At 69.5% G+C, this 21438-nt stretch carries 16 protein-coding genes; 9 read left to right on the forward strand and 7 right to left on the reverse strand.

What is annotated here, in order from left to right; all coding sequences use genetic code 11:
- Both K8V84_RS09650 and ahcY read left to right on the forward strand, forming a co-directional pair.
- Positions 1-749 (forward strand): adenosylhomocysteinase (locus K8V84_RS09650; RefSeq protein WP_304073244.1); only part of this gene is annotated, 749 nt, incomplete at its 5' end.
- Positions 750-762: 13 nt separating this feature from the next.
- Positions 763-2025, forward strand: coding sequence for an adenosylhomocysteinase (gene ahcY, locus K8V84_RS09655; RefSeq protein ID WP_304073248.1), 1263 nt, complete (start codon positions 763-765; stop codon positions 2023-2025).
- Between the two features lies 1 nt (position 2026).
- Here the strand turns inward: ahcY and K8V84_RS09660 are convergent, their stop codons facing one another.
- Entirely contained in the window at positions 2027-2962 is a 936-nt protein-coding gene (locus K8V84_RS09660) for an RDD family protein (RefSeq protein ID WP_304073250.1), read from the reverse strand.
- Positions 2963-3080: 118 nt separating this feature from the next.
- Between K8V84_RS09660 and K8V84_RS09665 the strand changes: the two genes are divergently transcribed.
- Positions 3081-4076 carry a stage II sporulation protein M gene (locus K8V84_RS09665; RefSeq protein ID WP_304073253.1) on the forward strand — a complete coding sequence of 332 codons (996 nt, stop codon included), beginning with the start codon at positions 3081-3083 and terminating at the stop codon, positions 4074-4076.
- 294 nt (positions 4077-4370) lie between these two features.
- Here K8V84_RS09665 and K8V84_RS09670 read toward each other — a convergent pair whose 3' ends face one another.
- The 5 genes from K8V84_RS09670 to K8V84_RS09690 all read right to left on the reverse strand — a co-directional run bounded on the left by K8V84_RS09670 (position 4371) and on the right by K8V84_RS09690 (position 9980).
- Positions 4371-5669, reverse strand: coding sequence for a DUF58 domain-containing protein (locus K8V84_RS09670; RefSeq protein ID WP_304073255.1), 1299 nt, complete (start codon positions 5667-5669; stop codon positions 4371-4373).
- Positions 5669-6652: a MoxR family ATPase gene (locus K8V84_RS09675; RefSeq protein WP_304073257.1), complete on the reverse strand. Its 984-nt coding sequence runs from the start codon at positions 6650-6652 to the stop codon at positions 5669-5671. The genes K8V84_RS09670 and K8V84_RS09675 overlap by 1 nt, the downstream gene beginning before the upstream one ends.
- Before the next feature lie 99 nt (positions 6653-6751).
- Positions 6752-7954 (reverse strand): DUF4350 domain-containing protein, encoded by a 1203-nt coding sequence (locus tag K8V84_RS09680; RefSeq protein ID WP_304073260.1) that lies wholly within the window; start codon positions 7952-7954, stop codon positions 6752-6754.
- Positions 7951-8598, reverse strand: coding sequence for a DUF4129 domain-containing protein (locus K8V84_RS09685; RefSeq protein WP_304073263.1), 648 nt, complete (start codon positions 8596-8598; stop codon positions 7951-7953). Before K8V84_RS09685 ends, K8V84_RS09680 begins: the two co-directional genes overlap by 4 nt.
- The gene (locus K8V84_RS09690) at positions 8595-9980 is read right to left on the reverse strand and encodes a glycerophosphoryl diester phosphodiesterase membrane domain-containing protein (protein WP_304073266.1); all 1386 of its coding nucleotides are present in this window, start codon (positions 9978-9980) and stop codon (positions 8595-8597) included. Before K8V84_RS09690 ends, K8V84_RS09685 begins: the two co-directional genes overlap by 4 nt.
- A gap of 446 nt (positions 9981-10426) precedes the next feature.
- Between K8V84_RS09690 and mtrA the strand changes: the two genes are divergently transcribed.
- The 5 genes from mtrA to raiA all read left to right on the forward strand — a co-directional run bounded on the left by mtrA (position 10427) and on the right by raiA (position 17395).
- Positions 10427-11104: an MtrAB system response regulator MtrA gene (mtrA, locus tag K8V84_RS09695; protein WP_067607333.1), complete on the forward strand. Its 678-nt coding sequence runs from the start codon at positions 10427-10429 to the stop codon at positions 11102-11104.
- A gap of 16 nt (positions 11105-11120) precedes the next feature.
- Positions 11121-12887 (forward strand): MtrAB system histidine kinase MtrB, encoded by a 1767-nt coding sequence (mtrB, locus tag K8V84_RS09700; protein ID WP_304073271.1) that lies wholly within the window; start codon positions 11121-11123, stop codon positions 12885-12887.
- A 68-nt stretch (positions 12888-12955) separates the two neighbouring features.
- The gene (locus tag K8V84_RS09705; protein ID WP_304073286.1) at positions 12956-14833 is read left to right on the forward strand and encodes an LpqB family beta-propeller domain-containing protein; all 1878 of its coding nucleotides are present in this window, start codon (positions 12956-12958) and stop codon (positions 14831-14833) included.
- 231 nt (positions 14834-15064) lie between these two features.
- Positions 15065-15865 carry a ComF family protein gene (locus K8V84_RS09710; RefSeq protein ID WP_304073273.1) on the forward strand — a complete coding sequence of 267 codons (801 nt, stop codon included), beginning with the start codon at positions 15065-15067 and terminating at the stop codon, positions 15863-15865.
- An 858-nt stretch (positions 15866-16723) separates the two neighbouring features.
- Positions 16724-17395, forward strand: a complete 672-nt coding sequence (gene raiA, locus K8V84_RS09715) for a ribosome hibernation-promoting factor, HPF/YfiA family (RefSeq protein ID WP_304073276.1) — start codon at positions 16724-16726, stop codon at positions 17393-17395.
- Between the two features lie 141 nt (positions 17396-17536).
- Here raiA and K8V84_RS09720 read toward each other — a convergent pair whose 3' ends face one another.
- Positions 17537-18085, reverse strand: a complete 549-nt coding sequence (locus K8V84_RS09720) for a hypothetical protein (RefSeq protein ID WP_304073279.1) — start codon at positions 18083-18085, stop codon at positions 17537-17539.
- 329 nt (positions 18086-18414) lie between these two features.
- Between K8V84_RS09720 and secA the strand changes: the two genes are divergently transcribed.
- The gene (gene secA / locus K8V84_RS09725; RefSeq protein WP_304073282.1) at positions 18415-21255 is read left to right on the forward strand and encodes a preprotein translocase subunit SecA; all 2841 of its coding nucleotides are present in this window, start codon (positions 18415-18417) and stop codon (positions 21253-21255) included.
- The last annotated feature ends 183 nt before the right edge of the window (positions 21256-21438 follow it).

A 21438-nucleotide genomic window follows, 5' to 3' on the forward strand; every position in this document is an offset into this window, starting at 1 on the left:
CCAAGAGCAAGTTCGACAACAAGTACGGCATCCGCCACTCGCTGCCGGACGGCATCATGCGCGCCACCGACGTCCTCATCGGTGGCAAGGTCGCCGTGGTCTGCGGTTACGGCGACGTCGGCAAGGGCTCCGCGGACGCGCTGCGCGGACAGGGCGCCCGCGTCATCGTCACCGAGATCGACCCGATCAACGCCCTCCAGGCCGCCATGGACGGTTTCCAGGTCGCCACCCTGGAGGACGTGCTGGACACCGGTGACATCTTCATCACCACCACCGGCAACTTCAACGTGATCATGGCCGACCAGATCGCGCGCATGAAGCACCAGGCGATCGTCGGCAACGTCGGCCACTTCGACAACGAGATCGACATGGCCGGCCTGGCGAAGATCCCGGGCATCAAGAAGAAGGAGATCAAGCCGCAGGTCCACGAGTGGACCTTCGAGGACGGCAAGTCCGTCCTGGTGCTCTCCGAGGGCCGCCTGCTCAACCTGGGCAACGCCACCGGCCACCCCAGCTTCGTGATGTCCAACAGCTTCACCAACCAGGTCATCGCGCAGATCGAGCTGTTCACCAAGACCGACGAGTACCCGATCGGCGTGTACACGCTGCCGAAGATCCTCGACGAGAAGGTCGCCCGTCTCCACCTGGACGCGCTCGGCGTCAGGCTGACCGAGCTCACCAAGGAGCAGGCCGCCTACATCGGCGTGGACGTGTCCGGGCCGTACAAGCCGGACCACTACCGCTACTGATGGCCCGCCGGCGATGACAACGCCCTCACACGAGGTAGCGGACCTCGGCCTCTCGGAGGCCGGGGTCCGTCGCGTGGCCTGGGCCGAACGCTCCATGCCCGTACTGCGCAGCGTCCGCGAACGGTTCGCCGCCGAACGCCCCCTCGAAGGGCTGCGGGTGGCGGCGTGCCTGCACGTCACCGCGGAGACCGCCAACCTGCTGCGCGCCCTGAGGGCGGGCGGCGCCCAGGTGTGGCTGGCCGCGTCCAACCCGCTGTCCACCCAGGACGACACCGCCGCCGCGCTGGTGGCGGAGTACGGGGTGGGCGTGCACGCCTGGGCCGGGATGGACACCGTCGCCTACGACCGCAACCTGGTCACCGTCCTGGAGTCCCGTCCGCACCTGCTGCTGGACGACGGCTGCGACCTGGTGAACACGGTCCACATCCACCGCCCCGAACTGCTCGAAGGCGTGCTGGGCGGCTGTGAGCAGACCACCACCGGCGTGATCCGGCTGCGTCGAATGAGCGCCGCCGGAGAGCTTCGGCTTCCGATGGTGGCGGTCAACGACACCCGCACCAAGCGGATGTTCGACAACCGCTACGGCACCGGGCAGTCCACCGTCGACGGGATCCTGCGGGCCACCAACACCCTGCTGGCCGGTCGGACCGTGGTCGTGGCCGGCTACGGCTACTGCGGCCGTGGGCTCGCCGAACGCTTCCGTGGCATGGGTTCGAACGTGGTCGTCACCGAGGTCGACCCGGTCAAGGCCCTGGACGCGGTCATGCAGGGCTACACGGTCGCCGGCATGGACGAGGCCGCGTCGGTCGGCGACGTGTTCGTCACCGCCACCGGAAACCGTGAGGTGATCAGAGGAGAGCACCTGGAGCGGATGCGGGACGGCGCGATCCTGGCCAACTCGGGCCACTTCGACCTGGAGATCGACCTGCCGGCCCTGGAGTCACTGGCGGTGCGGGTGAACCACGGCGTGCGGGAACAGGCCGACGAGTACGTGTTCGAGGACGGGCGCAGCGTCCTGCTGCTGTCGGAGGGGCGCCTGGTCAACCTCGGCGCCGCCGAGGGCCACCCGGCCGCGGTCATGGACATGTCCTTCGCCGTGCAGGCACTGACCACGGCGTGGCTGGCCGGAGCCCACGAGGAACCGGCCCCGGGCGTGATCGAGGTTCCGGAGGAGATCGACAACGAGGTCGCACGACTCGAACTGGCGGCGCTGGGCGTGGGGATCGACACCCTCACGCCCGAACAGGAGGCCTACCTCAGCTCCTGGCGTCCCTGACTCACCGCGGTGGTCCGGGGTCGTGGGGCGGGGCCTGACCGTGGTCGCCACCGGGCCACCGCCACGGCGCGGGGGTCTGCGGGTAGCGGCCCGGCCGCGGCGGGCCGGCGGGGTAGGGGTTCGACTGTCGCCATCCGGCCGAGTTCGGGTCCGTACCGGTCATCTGGTGCAGGCTGCGGCGGCGCCGTTCGGCCAGTACCGCGGCGAGGAAGACCGGGGGAGTGGTTCCCGGCGGCGGGGGCGGGCTGACCTGAGCGGCGACCGTGTCGGCCAACTGCGCGCCCATCTCGTGCCGGGTGTGTTCGGCCAGTTCGCCGTAGCGCAGTACGTACTGGCGGGCGGAGTCCGCGGTCTCCGGGGACAGCCCGGAGAGTTCGGCCCCGGCGGCCCATCCGGCCAACTGCGGCGGCATCGGGACCTCCTGTCGCCTGTGCGAGGCCGAGCGCTCCTCCACCACCATGGTCCCGGCCACGAAGTCACCGACGCGGCGGCCCTCCCGGTTGATCATCGAGGTGATCAGCGCGACCACGCCCGAGGTCATCCAGAACTCCACGACCCCGCTCAGCGCGCGGGCCAGAGCCTGACGGAACCGTTCCGGCGAACCGTCGGTGCCGACCACCCGCAGGCCCAGTGCCATCTTGCCCAGGGAACGTCCGCGCGAGAGCGTCTCGAAGGCGGTCGGGTACCCGACCAGGATGAGGATCGTCAGTCCCAGGTAGATCGCCGCGGTCGCCGCAGGGTTCACGGAGACGCCGATCCACATCACCACCACGGCCAGCGCGAGCAGCGCGACGACCTGCAGGATGACGTCGATGGCCAGGGCGGCGGCCCGGGTCGCGAACCCCGCGGGGCGCAGCTCCAGCACCACCGCGTCCCCCGTGACCAACGGCGTCACACCGTAGACGTCACCGCGGGTATCGCCGCCGGGGTAGGACACCTGTACACGCTCCCTCGCCGGGTGTTCTGGAACCGTTCCACCGACACTACCCGGACCGAGCCGGCGCCGGTCGCGGGGGAGCACGGTGGCCCGGTCAAGATCCAGTAGTGTCCAATGCGTGGATATCGACGTGTTCTCCGCAGTGCACGCGCAGGAATGGGACCGACTGGACGAACTGGTGCGCAGGCGCCGTTCGCTCACGGGCGAGGAGATCGACGAACTCGTCGAGCTCTACCAGAGGGTCTCCACACACCTGTCGGTGGTGCGCACCTCCGGGCAGGACCCGGCGCTCTCGGGCCGGCTGTCGTCCCTGGTGGCCCGGGCGCGGTCGGCGGTGACGGGCGCGCACTCCTCGGGCTGGGCCGACGTCGGCGGGTTCTTCACCCGAGGGTTCCCGGCCACGCTGTACCGGCTGCGCTGGTGGTGGATCGGGGTCACCCTCGCAACCGTGGCGGTCGCGACCACCACGGGGTGGTGGGTGGCCGCCGACCCGGACGTGTTGGCCGCGCTGGGCACCCCCGAGTCCATCGCCCGCTACGTCGAGTACGAGTTCGCGAACTACTACACGGAGAACCCGGCGGGTTCGTTCGCCGCTCAGGTGTGGACCAACAACGCCTGGGTGGCGGCGCAGGCGATCATCTTCGGGGTGGCCTTCGGCCTGCCGACCCTCTGGGTGCTGCTGATGAACGCGATCAACGTGGGCATGGCCGGCGGCATGATGTTCGCCCACGGCCGCGGTGACGTCTTCTTCGCGCTGATCCTCCCGCACGGTCTGCTGGAGCTCACGGCGGTGTTCGTCGCCGGGGGCGTGGGCCTCAAGATCGGGTGGTCGCTGATCTCCCCGGGTGAACGCACCCGATTGCGCGCCCTGGGCGAGGAGGCCCGCGCCGCCATCGGCGTGGCCCTGGGGCTGGTGTTGGTGCTGTTCGTCTCGGGACTCATCGAGGGCCTGGTGACCGGCTGGATCACCAACACCTGGACCGCCATCGGCATCGGCGTGGTCGCCGAGGCGCTGTTCTTCCTGTACGTGTTCACCGTCGGCAAGCGCGCCCACGAGGCGGGGGAGACCGGTGACATCGAGGACGCCCCCGCCGCTCTCCCCGTCGCCGGCTAGGTGAGATCTCCTCCTGACAGGATCGAGGTCATGAGTGAATCCCCCCGCTGGTTCAAGAGCAGCTACAGCGCGGCCGTGAGCTGCTGCCTCGAAGCCGCCAAGACGGAGACGACGATCCTGGTGCGTGCCGTGGACCGGGAGCTGGGGGAATTCTCGGGCCGACTCGACACGGCATGTCGGATGATCCCGGGCATGCTCTGCGCCATGCGGTCGGCCCCGAACCGTGGAGAGCCCCTCACAGCGCACGAAGGAGGCGCTCCCGTGAGGGGAGCGCCTCCTTTCGACCCCTGGGTGTTACAGCCGCCCCTGGGCCTTGAGGTTGATGTAGGCGTCGGCCAGGGCCGGGGCGATGCGCTCGGGGTCGGCGTCGACCACCTCGGCGCCCATCCGGCGCAGTTCGGCGCTGATCCGGTGTCGCTCGCTCATGGTGCGTTCGGCCGAGGCAGCCCGGTACAGGGCGTCGGCGCTGCCCCGTTCGGTCGCCATCTCCTCCACCTTCGGGTCCTTGATCCCCGCCACCAGCAACAGGTGGTGCGAGGACAACAGCGGCAGTCGTGGCAGCAGACCCTCTTCGAGGGCGGTCGCGTTGAGGTCGGTCAACAACACCACCAACCGGCGACTGCGGCCCTGGGAGAGGACCGTGCCGACCAACCCCGCCGGGTCCGACTCCACCAGCTCGGCCTCCAGCGGCGCCATGGCCTCCACCACCCGATGCACCTGGCTGCCCTTGCCCGAGGCCCTCACCTGTGCGCGGACGGCCCGGTCATAGGCCATGAAGTCCACCCGGTCGCCCGCCTTGCCGGCCAGCGCGGTGAGCAGCAGGGCAGCGTCCATGGCGTGGTCCAGCCGCGGGGTGTCGCCCACGCGTCCGGCGGAGGTGCGTCCGGTGTCCAGCACGATGAGGATGCGTCGGTCGCGTTCGGGTCGCCAGGTCCGCACCACCACACCGTCGTTGCGGGCGGTGGCACGCCAGTCGATGGACCGGACGTCGTCCCCCGGCACGTAGTCGCGCAGGGAGTCGAACTCACTGCCCTGGCCGCGCACCATCGCGGTGTGCCGGCCCTCCAGTTCGCGCAGCCGGGACAGCTTGCCCGGAAGGTGCCTGCGGCTGTGGAACGGCGGCAGTGTCCGCACCACCCAGAGCGACCGGAGGGTGCGCTGACGTCCGGCGAGCCCCAAAGGACCGATGCTGCGCACGGTGACCCCGGCGGAACGGGCGTCGCCGCGGCGGGTCGGGGTGAGAGTGGTCGTGACCCGACGTCGTTCACCCGCGTCCACGCGAAGCGGCTGCGCCTTGGGCGCGCTGTGCGAGCTGGGCGGCCAGGCGTCGCGCACCGAACCGCGCAGACGGCGCCCGGTCGGGTTGCTCACCAGGACCGAGACCGAAGCGGAGTCGCCCAGGCGCAACGAGGTGTCGCCTTCCCGGGACAGCCGCATCAGGCGAGGGGAGGTCGCCAACGCCACGTCCAGTACGACGAGCAGCACCACCAGACCCACGGCGACGTAGGTGACGGTCCCACCGATCTGACCGGAGATCGCCACCGCGCACGTGGCGAGGAACGCCAGGAGCACGGCCCGGCCGGTGACCACCATCAGCGCGGCACCGGGACGGAGGCGAGAACGCCGTCCAGGATCCCATCCGTGGTGGCGCCCTCCAGTTCGGCCTCCGGGCGCAGCCCGATCCGGTGCCGCAGGGTGCCCTTGGCCAGGGCCTTGACGTCGTCCGGGGTCACGTAGTCACGTCCCGACAGCCAGGCCCAGGCCCGGCTGGTGCGCAGCAGCGCGGTGGCGCCACGAGGGGAGGCGCCCAATTGCAGGGACGGTGAGAAACGGGTGGCCCGGCACAGGTCCACGATGTAACCGAGGACCTCAGGGGCCACACGCACCTGCGCGACGGCGTTGCGGGCCGCCTGCAGTTCGGCCGCCCCGGCGACCGCGGTCACACCGGCGGCGGCCAGGTCGCCCGGGTCGAACCCGGCGGCGTGCCTGCCCAACATGTCGATCTCCGCGTTGCGTTCGGGCAGCGGGATCGTCACCTTGAGCAGGAACCGGTCCAGTTGCGCCTCGGGCAGAGGGTAGGTGCCCTCGTACTCCACGGGGTTCTGGGTGGCCGCCACCATGAACGGATCCGGCAGCGCCACCGGGGCGCCCTCCACGGTGACCTGCCGTTCCTCCATCGCCTCCAGCAGGGAGGCCTGGGTCTTGGGCGGGGTCCGGTTGATCTCGTCGGCCAGCAGCAGGTTGGTGAAGACCGGGCCCTTCATGAACTCGAACTTCGCGGTGTGCTGGTCGTAGACGAGCGACCCGGTCACGTCGCCGGGCATCAGGTCGGGGGTGAACTGGACCCGCTTGTTGTCCAGGGACAGGGCGGCGGAGACCGTGCGCACGAGCAGTGTCTTGGCGACACCGGGCACGCCCTCCAACAGGACATGGCCCCGGCACAGCAGTGCCACGACCAGCCCGGTCACCGTCTCGTCCTGGCCCACGACCGCCTTGGCCACCTCACGGCGCAGGTCGGTCAGTGCCGCCCGCGCCTCGTCGGCGGAGGGCAGTGCCTCGGGTGTGAACGCGCTCACGTGCCGTCTACCTCTCTCGATCCCTTGTCGGTTCTGGTCTGTGGGGGAAGGCGCGACCCTTCGATCCCGGTCCTTCGGTGCGTCGCCCGGCGTCGCAGTTCACCGCAGTTTCCGGGTGAGCTCGTCCAACGCTTCGCCGAGCCCGAGCATGGCGCCGTCATCGGCCACGTACGGGTCGTTCGGCCCCGGGTACAACAGTTGTTCCAGGTGACGTGGGTCGTCCCCGGTGCGCGAGGCCAGCGTCGCCACCACGGTCCGTGGTTCGGAGTCGGCGTTCAGCCCCAGCTTGGGCACCGAACGTTCGAGGAAACCGTTCCGCAGCGCGGCCACCACCCGATCCCGCGCGTTGCGCGACCGGTACAGCCCGGCCCGCCCCTCGGTGGTCTCCGAGGCGCGCACCACGACGGGCAGCGACTCGTGGACCAGGGCGCCCATCCGCCGGCCTCGCCACAGGGCGAGCAGCAGCAACGTCAGCGCGAGGGGCACCACGGACCACAGCAGTCCGGCCGGGAGCAGGTCGACGATGTCGGAGCCGCCGGCCTCCTCGGGTACGTCCGGGCGCAGCCACACGACGTTCTCCGCCGACGCCAGGTTCAGCGCCAGCGCTGCGTTGCCGTCGGCGTCCAGGTCGCGGTTGGACAGGAAGGTTCCGGTGCCGACCACGGTGGTGGTGCCCCCGTGTGGAGAGTCCGCCCTGATCAGCGCGGACCCGCCGTCGGACGGGTAGCAGCCCTGGGCGACCACGCCCTCGTCCGCCGAGTACAGTTCGCCGGCGACCTCGGCGGACCCCGCTGAGGCGGCGGCGGGCAGTGCGCATTCCGGTTCGAGGGAATCCCCGTCGTCGGCCCGCCCGGTCACGTCGGTGCCCGGTGCGAACGCCTCCAGGGAACGCAGGGAGGGCTGTACGAGCACGGTGTCCGTGGCCAGTTCGGCGAGCGTGTCCACCTCCTCGGGCAGCAGCCGGTGGTCGAGGAACACCAGTAGCACGGTGTCCTCACCCGCGCGTTCCACGGCCCGCGCCGCAGACGCGGAGTCACGGGCCACGGTGACGTCGGAGTCCTGGCCCAGGAGCCGGGCGAAGGCCCGCGCCCCACCGGGTTGGGGGCTGTCCGGTTCGAGGTGGCCGGAGGGGAACTGTTCGCCTCCCAGGGACAGCAGGACCCCCACTAGGAGCAGGGCGGAGAACAGGGCCGCGGGGACACGTACCGAGCGCCACAGTCGTCGGAGGCCGGAGTCGTGCTCGGGTAGGGGGCGGCCCTCCCGGGTCGTGGCCTCGGGGGCGGCCGGAGCGGTCGCCGTCATCGCGCCTCCTCCACGGTCTCGCCCCCGGTGACCACCGGACGGGCCGCGCTGAGCCGAACGTCCAGTTCGCGCAGGGTGCGGGCGGAATCCGCGGTGGCGACACGGTCGCCGTAGACCACGTCGTTGAAGATACGGGCGCCCTCGCGCAGCCCCTCGGCCTCTCCGGGCAGTACGCCGGCGGCCTCGGCCGCGAGCTCGGTGGCGGTGCGACCGGCCCGGGGAGCGATGATGGTCCGGTCCTCCAGGTCCACACTGATGGCGCGCAGCCGTTCGATGACCGCCCGGGCGAACTCGCCGGCGGTCTCGTCTCGCTCGGCCGTGGCGCGATGGTCGGCCGCCGAACGGACGGTCCCCTCGTGGACGAGGGCGTCGAGACGGCGGTTGCGTCTCGGACGCAGGTACACGATCAGCACGATCACGGCGATCGCCACGATGAGCAGGAGCAGGGCGGCCCACACCTGGCCGGGCAGGAACCCCTCACCGGCGGTGAGCAGGGAGTCGACCCACTCCTCCAGCCAGGCCAGGAAGCGATCGATGATCGAGGGTTCGTGCTCGCCGTAGAGAGGGTCGGAGAGTTCCTCGATGGCACGGCGTCGACCCTCGTCCCGGGTCACCTCCAAGGGCGCGATCGTCGCCGGCCTCACGCGCGCGGCTCCGGCAGGTAGATCTCCGGGCCGCTCGACTCGCCCCGTTGGGCGGCCTGGTGCAGCTTCAGGTCGAGCCCCTCACGGCGCATCCGCAGGTCGACGTAGAGCAGGGTGTTCACCCCGGCCACGAACGGTTGGGTGACCGCGTAGATCAGCACGGTGAGCAGGTAGGTGATCGCGCCGGCGAGGACCATGGGCCAGGCGGCGTCGGGCGCGGTCACGCCGATGATCCCGGTGACCATGCTCACGGGGGTGCTCAGGATCATCTGCACCACCATGACGATGAGCCCGGTCAGGAGCCAGTAGCCCAGGGTGCGCCACCAACTGCCCCGCGAGAGGCGCCAGGAACGCGCCATGGCCTGGAAGGGGCCCACCCGCTCCAACACGACCATCGGCATGGCGAAGTACAGCCGGATCCAGATCCAGACCGCGGGCGCGATGACCAGGACCGCTCCGAGCAGGCCGACCAACAGGCCGACGGCCACCCCGGCCCCGCCACCGGAGGAGTAACCGACCATGACGCCGACGAGGATCGCGACGAACATCGCGAGGAAGAACAGCAGGCCCATGGCGAACCCGATGAGCAACCTCAACAGGGAGAGACCGAGGATGGCGCCGATCCGGCCACGGGCGGCCTCCCACGCCTGCTTCGGGGTGAGCCTGTGGCCCAGGACCGCCATGCCCGCGACCGCGGCCAGGAGGCCGAGCAGGATCGCCGCGCCCAGGTAGACGATCAGCTCACCGAGGTACATGAGCCCCATGACCAGCGGAGAGAACGGGAAGAGCGGCGCGTCCGGGTCGACCGCCAACGGATCGGCCATGACCTCGTCCAGGAACGTGGTGTAGTCGTTCAGGAAGAGCGTCGAGGCGACCGAGCTGAGGATGGTCGCCACCGCCATGACGACGAGGGCCAACCCCATGGTGGTCTTCGGATTGTTGCGGACGTAGCTGAACGCCCCGTTGAAGATGTCACCCAGGCTCATGGGGCGCAGCGCCACCACACCGGGCTTGGGGGCGGCGGGGCGCCCGTATCCGTATCCGTGCCCGTACCCGGCCTGTGGGCCGTTGCCGGGTGGGGGACCGTAGGAGGGCTGTCCGTAGGGGGGAGCCTCTCCATGCCCGGGCGGTGGCCCGTAGGAGGGTTGTTCTCCGTATCCGGGCTGTGCGGGTGGTGCGAAGCCGGGTCCGCCGGCCCCTTCCGCGGGAGGCGTCGCCCCCTGTCCCGGAGCGGCCCACCCGGGGGTGGTGGGGCTCGGGTCAGGGGAACCCGGGGTCGGCCGCTCGGACCCGCCGGAGCTCCCGGAGCCGGGCGACCGCTGTTCCTCGGTGCCGTCCGGGCTCTCCCCGGACGTGTCCCGGTGGCCGTCCTCCTGGCTCATCCGTTCCGCCCTCCGTGAGGTTCGGTTACTCTGCGCGAGCGTATTCGCGCCAATTCTGATCTGTCGGAAACCAACCTACCGGTCGGTTCCACCGCTCTTCAGTGGCGTCGGAGTGTGTCCCATGACAACCGACGCACTTCATTCCTTTTGTATGCTTTCTGTTACCAACCGGCCAAGTCACGTAGCCTTCAGGTCTTCCTTGCCAGGGGCGACACCGCCGGTGGTCGAAAGCAGTCCAAAAGGGCCCAACACCGTTGACCGCTCTTCCCACCGTGTCCATAGCCGGCAAGGTTGGAGAAGACGTAACGCGGTTCCCGCCGACCCCGAACAGAGGATCACGGGAACCGAACCACTGACGCCGCTTGAGTGTTCCAGGAGAGAGGAGTAGGCGCCGAAAACCCCGCGTCGCCCAAAGCGACGCCGGCCCGACGGCGCCGGACACACCGATGAAGGGACGTGTACTGGTTGTCGACGATGACCTCGCCCTCGCCGAGATGCTGGGGATCGTACTGCGGGGTGAGGGGTTCGAGCCCTCGTTCGTCCACGACGGGGACAAGGCCCTGGAGGCCTTCCGCGAGACCAAGCCCGACCTGGTCCTCCTCGACCTGATGCTTCCCGGGGCCGACGGCATCGACGTGTGCCGTCAGATCCGCGCCGAGTCCGGGGTGCCCATCGTCATGCTCACGGCCAAGAGCGACACCGTCGACGTGGTGCTGGGCCTTGAGTCGGGGGCCGACGACTACATCGTCAAGCCCTTCAAACCCAAGGAACTGGTGGCCCGCGTACGCGTGCGTCTGCGCCGCACCGAGGAGCCGGCTCCCGAGGTCCTGCAGATCGGCGACATCAACATCGACGTCGCCGGGCACGCCGTGCGCCGCGACGGCGAGCAGATCAGCCTCACCCCGCTCGAGTTCGACCTGCTGGTGGCCCTGGCCCGCAAGCCGCGTCAGGTGTTCACCCGTGAGGTGCTGCTCGAACAGGTCTGGGGCTACCGACACGCCGCCGACACGCGCCTGGTCAATGTGCACGTGCAGCGTCTGCGCGCCAAGATCGAGAAGGACCCCGAGCACCCCGAGGTCGTCGTGACCGTACGCGGTGTCGGCTACAAGGCCGGTACCGCCTGATCCGACCGAGATCACCATGACCGTGTCCGAACCCGAGGAGGGGCGACAGGCCGACCCCGAAGGGGAACGGCCGGTCCCCTCCTCAGGGCTGCCCGCCTCCGAGGACGCCCCGAGCGAGTCCAACTCGGGCCTGACCCGTGCCTACCTCCTCGCCCAGCGCGCCGCGCGCGCACTGGTGCGCGGGGTGCACACCAACTGGCGCCGTTCGCTGTACCTGCGGGTCATCAGCACGACCCTGGTCCTGTCCCTGCTGGTCCTGGTGGGACTGAGCTACGTGCTCATCTCCGAGGTCCGCGGCGGATTGTTGGAGGCCAAGGTGAACGCGGCGGTCAACGACCACCGGGCCGGCCTCAGCTACGCCGTGGCGGAGCTGCAGGAGAACGAGACCAGCGACCGCGACCGCCTGCTCAACAACATCGCGCGCGAGCTGACCAGCCGCAGCGGTGAGACCGGGCTGTACGGCGTCATCGTGCTGCCCTCGGTCAGCGACGAACGCGGCTGGGCGACCGTCGACGAGGACACCGTCAACGAGAGCGTGCCCGAGCGCCTGGTCGAGCAGGTCCGCCACTCCGAAGTGCCCGATCAGCAGTACCACACGTACACGCGGATCGAGACCGAGGACGGTTCCGTCGAACCCGCGCTGGTCGTGGGCGCCCAGCTCACCCACGCCTACGAGCTCTACTACGTGTTCCCGCTCCAGCACGAGCAGGAGATCCTGGACCTGGTCCAGAACACGGTAGCGCTCGTCGGTGCCCTGCTCGTGGTCCTCCTCGGGTTCATCGCGTTCATGGTCACCCGCATGGTGGTCACCCCGGTCCGATCCGCCGCGCAGTCGGCCGAACGGCTCGCCTCGGGCGACCTCGCCGAACGCATGACCGTGCGGGGCGAGGACGACATCGCCCGGCTCTCGATGTCCTTCAACGACATGGCGGGCAACCTCCAGGAGAAGATCCAGGAGCTGGAGGAGCTGTCCAAGGTGCAGCGGCAGTTCGTCTCCGACGTCTCGCACGAACTGCGCACCCCGCTCACCACCATCCGTATGGCCGGTGACCTGCTCTTCGACGATCGAGAGGCGCTCGACGGCTCCCACCGACGTTCCGTGGAACTCCTCCAGAGCCAGGTGGAACGCTTCGAGGAACTGCTCTCGGACCTGTTGGAGATCAGCCGGCACGACGCGGGCGCGGCCACCCTGGGCATCGAGTCCTCCGACATCCGCGACTCGGTGATGAAGGCGGTCGGCGACGCCGAGCAGATCGCCGAACGCCGGGGCATCAAGGTGATCCTGCGACTGCCCGCCGAACCCTGCATCGCCGAGTTCGACACCCGACGCATCAACCGCATCCTGCGCAACCTGGTGGTCAACGCCATCGAGCACAGCGAGGGGCGTGACGTCGTGGTCGCCGCCGCCGGCGACCGTGACGCCATCGCCGTGGCCGTTCGCGACTACGGTGTGGGCCTCAAGGAGGGGGAGGAGCACCTGTGCTTCGACCGCTTCTGGCGGGCCGACTACTCCCGGGTGCGCACCACCGGAGGCACCGGGCTCGGCCTGCCCATCGCAAAGGAGGACGCCACCCTGCACGGTGGTTGGCTCCAGGCGTGGGGCATGCCCGGCCAGGGCTCCCAGTTCCGGTTGTCCCTGCCCCGACGCTCCGGTGCCGAGCTGCGCGGTTCTCCGCTGCCGCTGGTGCCGCCGGAGATCGCCTTGGGCCGTAACAACTTCACCTCCCTGGGTGAAACGTCCGCCAAGATGCGCGGTGGCACCGAAGACGAGGAGGCCCCGTGAGCCAGAAGGCACGAACGGTCGCGTCGCTCCCGCGGGCGCCCTACCCGGGCGTATCGGCCCGGCGGCGGCTGTCCCGGAGCGCGCGGAGCCTCGGAGCCGCCGCGCTCGCCTGCGTGGCCCTCGCGGCGTGCGCCACCGTCCCCATGACCGGCCCGGTGGTCCCCGGCGAGGGCGGCGACGTCTCCGGCGACCCCTATGACGGCTACGTGCGGCTGCTGCCGGCCGGACCGCAGCCCGGTGTGGCACCCGAGGGCCTGGTCGACGGGTTCCTCAAGGACATGGGCAGCTTCGAGGAGGACCACAAGGCGGCGCGCAGCTACATGCTGCCCGAGACCGCCCGGACGTGGTCCCCCGACGGCGGTGTGAGCGTGTTCAACGACCTCGACGCCGCCGACTTCGACGCCGAGATCAGCAACGACGGTCTCACCGCCCGCGTCCTGGTGCGCAGCAACCTGGTGGCGACCATCGACGAGAGCGGCAAGTACGTCCCCACTCAGTCCTCGGCCACCCTCCTGGAGGAGATGTTCACCCTGGCCAGGGAGAACGGCGACCCCGAGGGCGAATGGCGGATCCAGGACCTGCCCGACGAACTGCTGCTGAGCGCGCTCGACATCGAACGCACCCATCGGCCGTTCAACCTCTACTACTTCAACGCCGAGCGCACGGCCCTGGTACCCGACCCGGTCTACCTGCCCGTGAGCCCGGACCAGCCGGCCGAACGCCTGCTCCGCAAGCTCATGGCCGGCCCCACCGACTGGCTCGCGCCCGCGGTGTCCTCCGCGTTCCCGGAAGAGGCCACCACCCGGCTGGAGGTCGACTCCCAACACGCGGTGATCGACGTCAGCGGCGTCGCCGAGATCGACGAGTACGACATGGCGGCCCAGATCGCCTGGACGCTGCGCCAATTGCCCGAGGTCCAGGAGTTCACCCTCAAGGTCAACGGAGAGGAGGTCGCCTTCCCCGATTCCGACGGGGAGAGCGCCGACCGGCCGCGCCCCGGCAGCGACCTGTGGGCCAGGGTGAGCCCCGGCGCGACCTCCTCCGACATCCGCGGCTACTACGCACACGCGGGGCAGCTGTGGTCGGCCTCCGACTGGACCGCCGAGAACTTCGGCGACGCCGAACCGGTCCCCGGCCCGCTCGGCCGCGGTGACCTGCAGCTGGATCGGTTCGCGGTCTCGCTCGACCAGAGCACGATCGCCGGCATCACCCTCGGCGGGAGCGAGGTCGTCACCAGCCTCGCCAGCCCGGGCGCCCAGACCCAGGAGGTCCTCGACGAGGGCCTGTTCACCGACCTGTCCTGGGACATCGACAACAACCTCTGGGTGGTGGAGGAGACCCGGGACGAGGACGAAGAGAGCGAGGACGACGAGGAGGACACGGATCGGGAGCCCGAAGGGGACCCGAACCTCAGTGGTTCGGGCGCCGAGGAACCCCCCGAACCGGGCGACAGCACCCTGTGGATGCTCCGTGACGGTGACGAGGTCGTCCGCGCCCAGGTGAGCGGGTTGCGCGACCACTCCCTGGTGAGTTTCCGGATCTCCCGGGACGGTGCGCGCGCGGTGGTCATCACCGAACAGGACGGCGAACGGGCGCTCAAGGTCGGCCGGGTGGTCGAGGACCAGGACGGTCAGGTCTCCGTGGGCGAGTTCATCACGCTCGCCCAGGGGCTGGAGGACGTCACCGCGGTCGCCTGGCGCTCCAGCGACCAGCTGGTGGTGCTGGGCAGCAGGGACGGTGGTACGCACCAGGCGATGCTGGTGGCGCTGGACGGCGGCACCCCCGCGGCCAGCGCGGGCACCCCGGCCGCGGGCATGGTCACCATCTCCGGAGCGCCCGGACAGCCCCTGCTCGCCGGTTCCGACGACGGCAACATCTGGGCCTCCAACGACCCGCTGAACTGGCAGAACGTCGTCGAGGGCGGAGCGCCCACCTTCCCGGGCTGATCCGCCGAACAGACGAACGGGCCCGGCCCGACGACGGCGGGCACGCGGTCGTCCACGGGCCGAAGAACGGGGCCGGTGGACTCGCTCGACCCCGCGTGGCGCCGATTTCGGGGAGACTCGTGCGACCGCCCACTCCACGCCGCCCGAAACCGCGGGTGGTGGGCGCGGAGTCGTCCACAGGTTCGAAATCGGCACTGGTGGAGTGGTCCCCGGTCCCGCACCCTTGAGGGCATGGACCAAGACGGCGCACCCTCACGGGGGTGGCTCCCGGCCCTGTCGTCCGGGCTCGCGCGCCACCTGTCGGCCCTGCTCACCGCACTCCTCGACCTGCTCCTGCCACAGCGCTGCGCGGGCTGCTCGGCCCCCCAGGGCCCCCTGTGCCCCGACTGCCGGACGTTGCTCGCCCGGAGGCCGCGCCCCTGCGTTCCACGGAAGGGCTGCCCACCGACCTGGGCCGCGGGCGGGCACGCGGGGCGGGAACGTCGGGTCCTGCTCGCCTACAAGGAGCACGGTGACGGGCGGCTGGCCGGTGTGCTGGGGGAGAGGCTCGCCAGGACACTGTGGGCCTCGGGCCGCGCCGGGCCGGACGTGCTGCTCGTTCCGGTTCCGGGCCGCTGGGGGACCGGGGCGGGCAGCGGTCGGGTGGCGCGACTGGCACGGGAGTGCGTCCGCGGCGCGGGCCCCCGCGGGGCGGCCGGAACGGCGCCCGTCCTCGAGTACCGGCACCCGGTCGGACCTCAAGTGGGTCTGGGGCGGGCGCAACGTCTGACCAACCGGACGGGGGTGTTCGCGGCCCGCCCGCACACGCGGCTCGAACACGGTGGACGGGTCGAACTGGCCGGCCGACCGGTGGTGGTCGTGGACGACGTCCTCACCACCGGGGCGACGCTCACGGAGGCGGCCCGCGCCCTGCGGACGGAGGGCGCCCGGGTCCTGGGCGCGGTCGTGTTGGCGGAACGGGGACGCTCGTCGGAGTCGTCGACCTCGGACCCGGGTAATGTCCGGAGGCCAAGGTTTTACAAACCCTCCTGAACAGGTGAAAGATGCCTTTCTGTAAGGCTTTGCGGGCTCGATCGGCGTGGCGAGGGTCCGTTCGCCACCTGACATACGGGCCTGGACAGGTTACGGTCCAGGTATGGCACCCGTCCGGGTCCGTGGTTGCGTCGGAATCTCTGAGCCTCCGGGAACACCGGGGAGCTCCTCCGGCAAGCCGATGCCAGGCGCAGGCGAAACGGCCCACGTAAGGCGACTTTTCGTCGACCGATCACGGTGCGCCTTAGAGGTAAGTCCTGCCCCGCGGAGGGTCCCGATGTCCCTCATGACAGGGAGAAGAGCAGTAGTCGCGATCAAGAGCGGCGACACTCTCAGCAGGCGGATGTGGGGACGAAGACCAGGTCGGCCGGACGGGTGGCATGCCGACGTGCGGGGGTCCGACGTGTCCGGGGTGAAGATCCCGTGGACGTGGGCCCCCTGCCGTTCCCAGAGCCGGGACGGCCTCCTCTCGATCCTCGCGGCGTCCCGCGAGCGCGTGGGCCCCGTCGTTTCCGACGTCCTTCGTACCGACCGTACCGACGTTCACTTCAGGTCCTTCACCGGGGGCCGCGTGCTCTTTCCGCCGCGGATTCCCATGGCCGATTCAGGCGATTCGCCCGGACATGTCCCAAACCTGGGGAAGGTCCTTATTCGCAGCTCACCGGCCCCGGGCAATCATGTCCATGGGGCGGGTGATGACCCTGTCCCTGATGGGTATACGCACTTTCAAGCGGGCCGTACGCCGGCTCGTGACACCGACGGAAGGGGGCCAACGCGTCACACCCCTCCCTACCCGGGGAGGGAGTAGAACCAGCCTGGCCGTCGCCTTCACGACGGCCATGCGATGAAGGGGGTCCTATGGACATCATCGTCAAGGGTCGACGCACCGGTGTGAGTGAGAAGTTCCGACAGCATGTCGAGACCAAGCTCGACAGGCTCTCCAAGTGGGAGCGCAAGGGCATGAGCGTCGATGTGGAGGTGTCCCAGGAGCGCAACCCCAAGCTCGCCGACGTCCGCGAGCGGGTTGAACTGACCATCCACTCCGATGGCCCGGTCATCAGGAGCGAGGCCGCGTCCGTGGACCGTCACGGTGCCCTCGACCTCGCCCTCGACAAGATCGAGGCCCGTCTTCGCAAGTCCGCGGACCGCCGCAAGGTCCACCGCGGCAACCGCACTCCCGTCTCCGTGGCGGCCGCGACCGCCGACCTCCCAGGAGACCTGCCCTCACTCGCCCCGGTCGGTGGAACGGCGCCCCCTGCCCGGCGCAGCGGGGACGAGGAGATCGACGGCGTCGAGGTCGACGGCCGCTTCTCCGACGAGTTCGTCGAACTCGACACCCAGGGGGACGCTCCCGTGATCGTGCGGGAGAAGTTCCACCGGGCCAAGCCGATGAGTATCGACCAGGCGTTGATGGAGATGGAGCTGATCGGCCACGACTTCTACCTCTTCCACGACGAGGTCAAGGACACCCCGAGCGTCGTCTACCGCCGGAAGGGCTTCAACTACGGAGTCCTGCGGCTGGTCGACTAGAAGAATTCCGGCCTCGCTCTCGGATCCGACGAAACCGGGGGTGAGGACGTAGCGGTCGCGGCGGGTCCGTCCGGACCCGCCGCGTTCCTGAGCGAAGGTCCGGCGGTGTCCCCCTCCACCGGACCTTCGAAGCGGCGGGAACTAGCCTTCGGAACCCTCGATGCCCTTGGAACCGTCGGGTCGTTCCTCCTCGGTGGCCTGCTTGATGCGGTGCAACGGTGTCTGGTGGGGTTCCTCCGACTCCACGCGCGGCGGGTCCAGCACCACATCGGAGAGGATGTCGCAGGACACCGCCACCACCAGCGCGGCCAGCATCAACAGACCGCCCGCCACCAACAGCCACAGGGAACCGCCGAGGACGATGGCCAGACCCCCGAGGGCGAACCCCACGCAGGCGAGCGCCACGACGATCCATGAGGCCGCGCTGCCGCGGTGGCCGTTGCTCGGTGCCAGCGCGCCGCCCTGGCGTTGGAACCCTCGGATGCGCCCCCGGCGCCTTTGCTCGTCGTCACTGGGATGGTGTCGTTCCCAGGCGAGTGCGGGGTCGTCCTCCTCGGCGGGGCGGGAGCGCCTCCCGTGCGGGTTCTCGACCACGGACTCGATCGCGTCGGCCGGGGTTCGAGGTCCCGGTGGGCGCTCGCTCTGGAAATCCCGCGCGGTGGCCCCTTCGTGCTTCCTGCGGCCCGGCATGGCTCCTCCCTCGGTAGTGCCTTTCCGGCCGGGTGCCTTCGCGAGGAACGTGCGGGCACGAACCCGCGTTCGGAACACCCTGCACCCATTGCACTACCCGAAGAAATACGCGAGTCTGCACGAACATCATCAAAATGGCGGGAACATCCACCCCCGTTCGAATCGTTTGTCGGTAGGACGGGGAGAGGGTCGGGGTCCTCTAGGATGTAGGCCCGAGGACCCAGGGTTCTCCCCTGACCTCCCACACGAAACAAGTGCGGTCAGCGGGCCAAGATCTGACCCTCCACATGAGGTGGAGACGACCGCGATCTGCGAGGAGCGCATAGGAAGTGCCAGGCATACTCGACAAGCTCCTGCGCGCGGGTGAAGGAAAGATCCTGCGCCGGCTCAATAAGTACAAGGATCAGGTCAACCTCCTCGAGGATGATTTCGTCGATCTGAGTGATGACGAGCTGCGCGCCCTGACCCAGGAGTACAAGGAACGCTACGAGGACGGGGAGTCCCTGGACGACCTGCTCCCCGAGGCCTTCGCGACGGTTCGCGAGGCGGCCAAGCGCACCCTGGGCCAACGGCCCTTCGACGTTCAGATCATGGGCGCGGCCGCTCTGCACCTGGGCAACATCGCAGAGATGAAGACCGGTGAGGGCAAGACCCTGACCGGAAGCCTCGCGGTGTACCTCAACGCCTTGGCGGGCAAGGGCGCACACGTCATCACGACCAACGACTACCTGGCCCGACGCGACGCCCAGAACCTGGGCCGCATCTTCCAGTTCCTCGGGCTCGAGGTCGACGTCATCGGACCGCAGATGAGCGCGGCCGCGCGCCGCAAGGCCTACCAGGCCGACATCACCTACGGCACCAACAACGAGTTCGGCTTCGACTACCTGCGCGACAACATGGCGCTGTCGCTCAAGGACACCGTTCAGCGCGAGCACTACTTCGCCCTGGTCGACGAGGTCGACTCCATCCTCATCGACGAGGCGCGGACCCCGCTCATCATCAGCGGTCCCTCCGAGCAGAACTCCCGTTGGTACTCCGAGTTCGCCAAGATCGCTCCTCGCCTGAAGGCCGAGGAGGACTACGAGGTCGACGAGAAGAAGCGCACCGTCGGCATCACCGAGTCCGGTGTGGCCAAGGTCGAGGACTGGCTGGGCATCGACAACCTCTACGAGGCCGTCAACACCCCGCTGATCAGCTTCCTCAACAACTCCCTCAAGGCCAAGGAGTTGTACCGCAAGGACAAGGAGTACATCGTCAAGGACGGTGAGGTGCTCATCGTCGACGAGTTCACCGGCCGTGTTCTGGCGGGACGTCGCTACAACGAGGGCATGCACCAGGCCATCGAGGCCAAGGAGCGCGTCAAGATCAAGGACGAGAACCAGACTCTCGCCAAGGTCACGCTCCAGAACTACTTCCGCCTCTACGAGAAGCTCGCCGGCATGACCGGTACCGCCCAGACCGAGGCGGCGGAGTTCACCCAGACCTACGGCGTCGGCGTGGTGCCCATCCCCACCAACAAGCCGATGATCCGCGAGGACGTCAAGGACGTCGTCTACAAGCACGAGGACGCCAAGTTCCAGGCCCTGGCCGAGGACATCGCCGAGCGTCACGAGGCCGGTCAGCCCGTCCTCGTCGGTACCACCAGCGTGGAGAAGTCCGAGCTGCTGTCCCGGATGCTCAAGCGCGAGGGTGTCCCGCACGAGGTCCTCAACGCCAAGAACCACGCCCGTGAGGCCGCGATCATCGCCCGCGCCGGCAAGCTCGGCAGCGTCACCGTCGCCACGAACATGGCCGGTCGCGGTACCGACATCATGCTCGGTGGCAACCCCGACTTCCTCGCCGACGAGGAGCTCCAAAACCGTGGCCTGAGCCCGCTGGAGACCCCGCAGGAGTACGAGGAGGCCTGGCCGGAGGCCTTGGAGAAGGCCAAGGCCGAGTTCGAGGACGAGCACGAGAAGGTCGTCGAGGCCGGCGGTCTGTACGTGCTGGGCACCGAACGCCACGAGTCGCGCCGGATCGACAACCAGCTCCGTGGTCGTTCCGGACGTCAGGGCGACCCGGGTATGTCCCGCTTCTACCTGTCCCTCCAGGACGACCTGCTGCGTCTGTTCAACTCCAGCCGTCTGGAGGTGTTCATGAACCAGCTGAACATCCCGGACGACCAGCCGATCGAGTCCGGCATGGTGAGCAAGGCGATCGCCTCCGCCCAGGGCCAGGTCGAGTCACAGAACTTCGAGATCCGCAAGAACGTCCTGAAGTACGACGAGGTCCTCAACCGCCAGCGCAAGGTGATCTACGCCGAGCGTCGCAAGGTCCTGGAAGGCCAGGACCTTCGCGCGCAGGTCATCGAGATGCTGGAGGAGGTGCTCCGCGGTTACGTCGCCGAGGAGACCGCCCGCGGCGACGCCGACGAGTGGGACCTCGACAAGCTCTGGCGGGCGTTCAAGCAGGTCTACCCGATCAGCTTCACCGTCGACGAGTTCGTCGAGGAGAACGGTGATGTCAACACGCTGACCAACGAGCTCATCGCCGACAGGGTGGTCGAGGACGCCAAGGCCGCCTACGAGGCCCGTGAGGCCGAGCTGGGCGAGGAGGCCATGCGCGAGGTCGAGCGCCGCGTCATCCTCCAGGTGATGGACCGCAAGTGGCGTGAGCACCTCTACGAGATGGACTACCTCCAAGAGGGCATCGGCCTGCGCGCCATGGCTCAGCGCAACCCGCTGATCGAGTTCCAGCGCGAGGGCTTCGACATGTTCCAGCAGATGCTGGAGGCCATCAAGGAGGAGTCGGTCGGCTTCCTCTTCAACGTCGAGGTCCAGGTGCAGAAGAAGGCCGAGCCGAGCCTCACCGCCACCGCCGCCGCGCAGACCGCCGCGACGGTCGGCGGGACCGCGAGCGCGACCGCCGTCGCCACCGCGGTGGAGGAGGACGAGGAGGCCGCCGAGGCGGAGGCCCCCGACACCGAGGCCCCGGTCGAGGACGTCGTGGTCCCGGGCTTCGGCGAGGACCGGCCCGGCCGGCTGCAGTACTCGGCCCCCAGCGAGGACGGCACCGTCGAACGGCACAGCGAGGTCAACGACGAGTACGCGGGCACCGCACGCAACTCGCCCTGCCCCTGCGGCTCCGGTAAGAAGTTCAAGAAGTGCCACGGGGACGCTTCGGCCAAGTAGCCGATAGTTCCCGGACAGAGATCGAGCGCGTGGGCGCGGTTCCCCGAGGGGGCCGCGCCCACGCGCTCGTCCGGGTCTTTCCTGTCGACCGGGAAGGCGGCTCCGGGCGCGTGGGCGGACCGGAGCCTGGGAACCCTAGGAGGTCTGGGTGACCTTGTTGAGTCCGCGGGGGACGTCGGGGTC

Source organism: Nocardiopsis listeri, assembly GCF_020741345.1.
GTDB lineage: Bacteria > Actinomycetota > Actinomycetes > Streptosporangiales > Streptosporangiaceae > Nocardiopsis > Nocardiopsis listeri_A.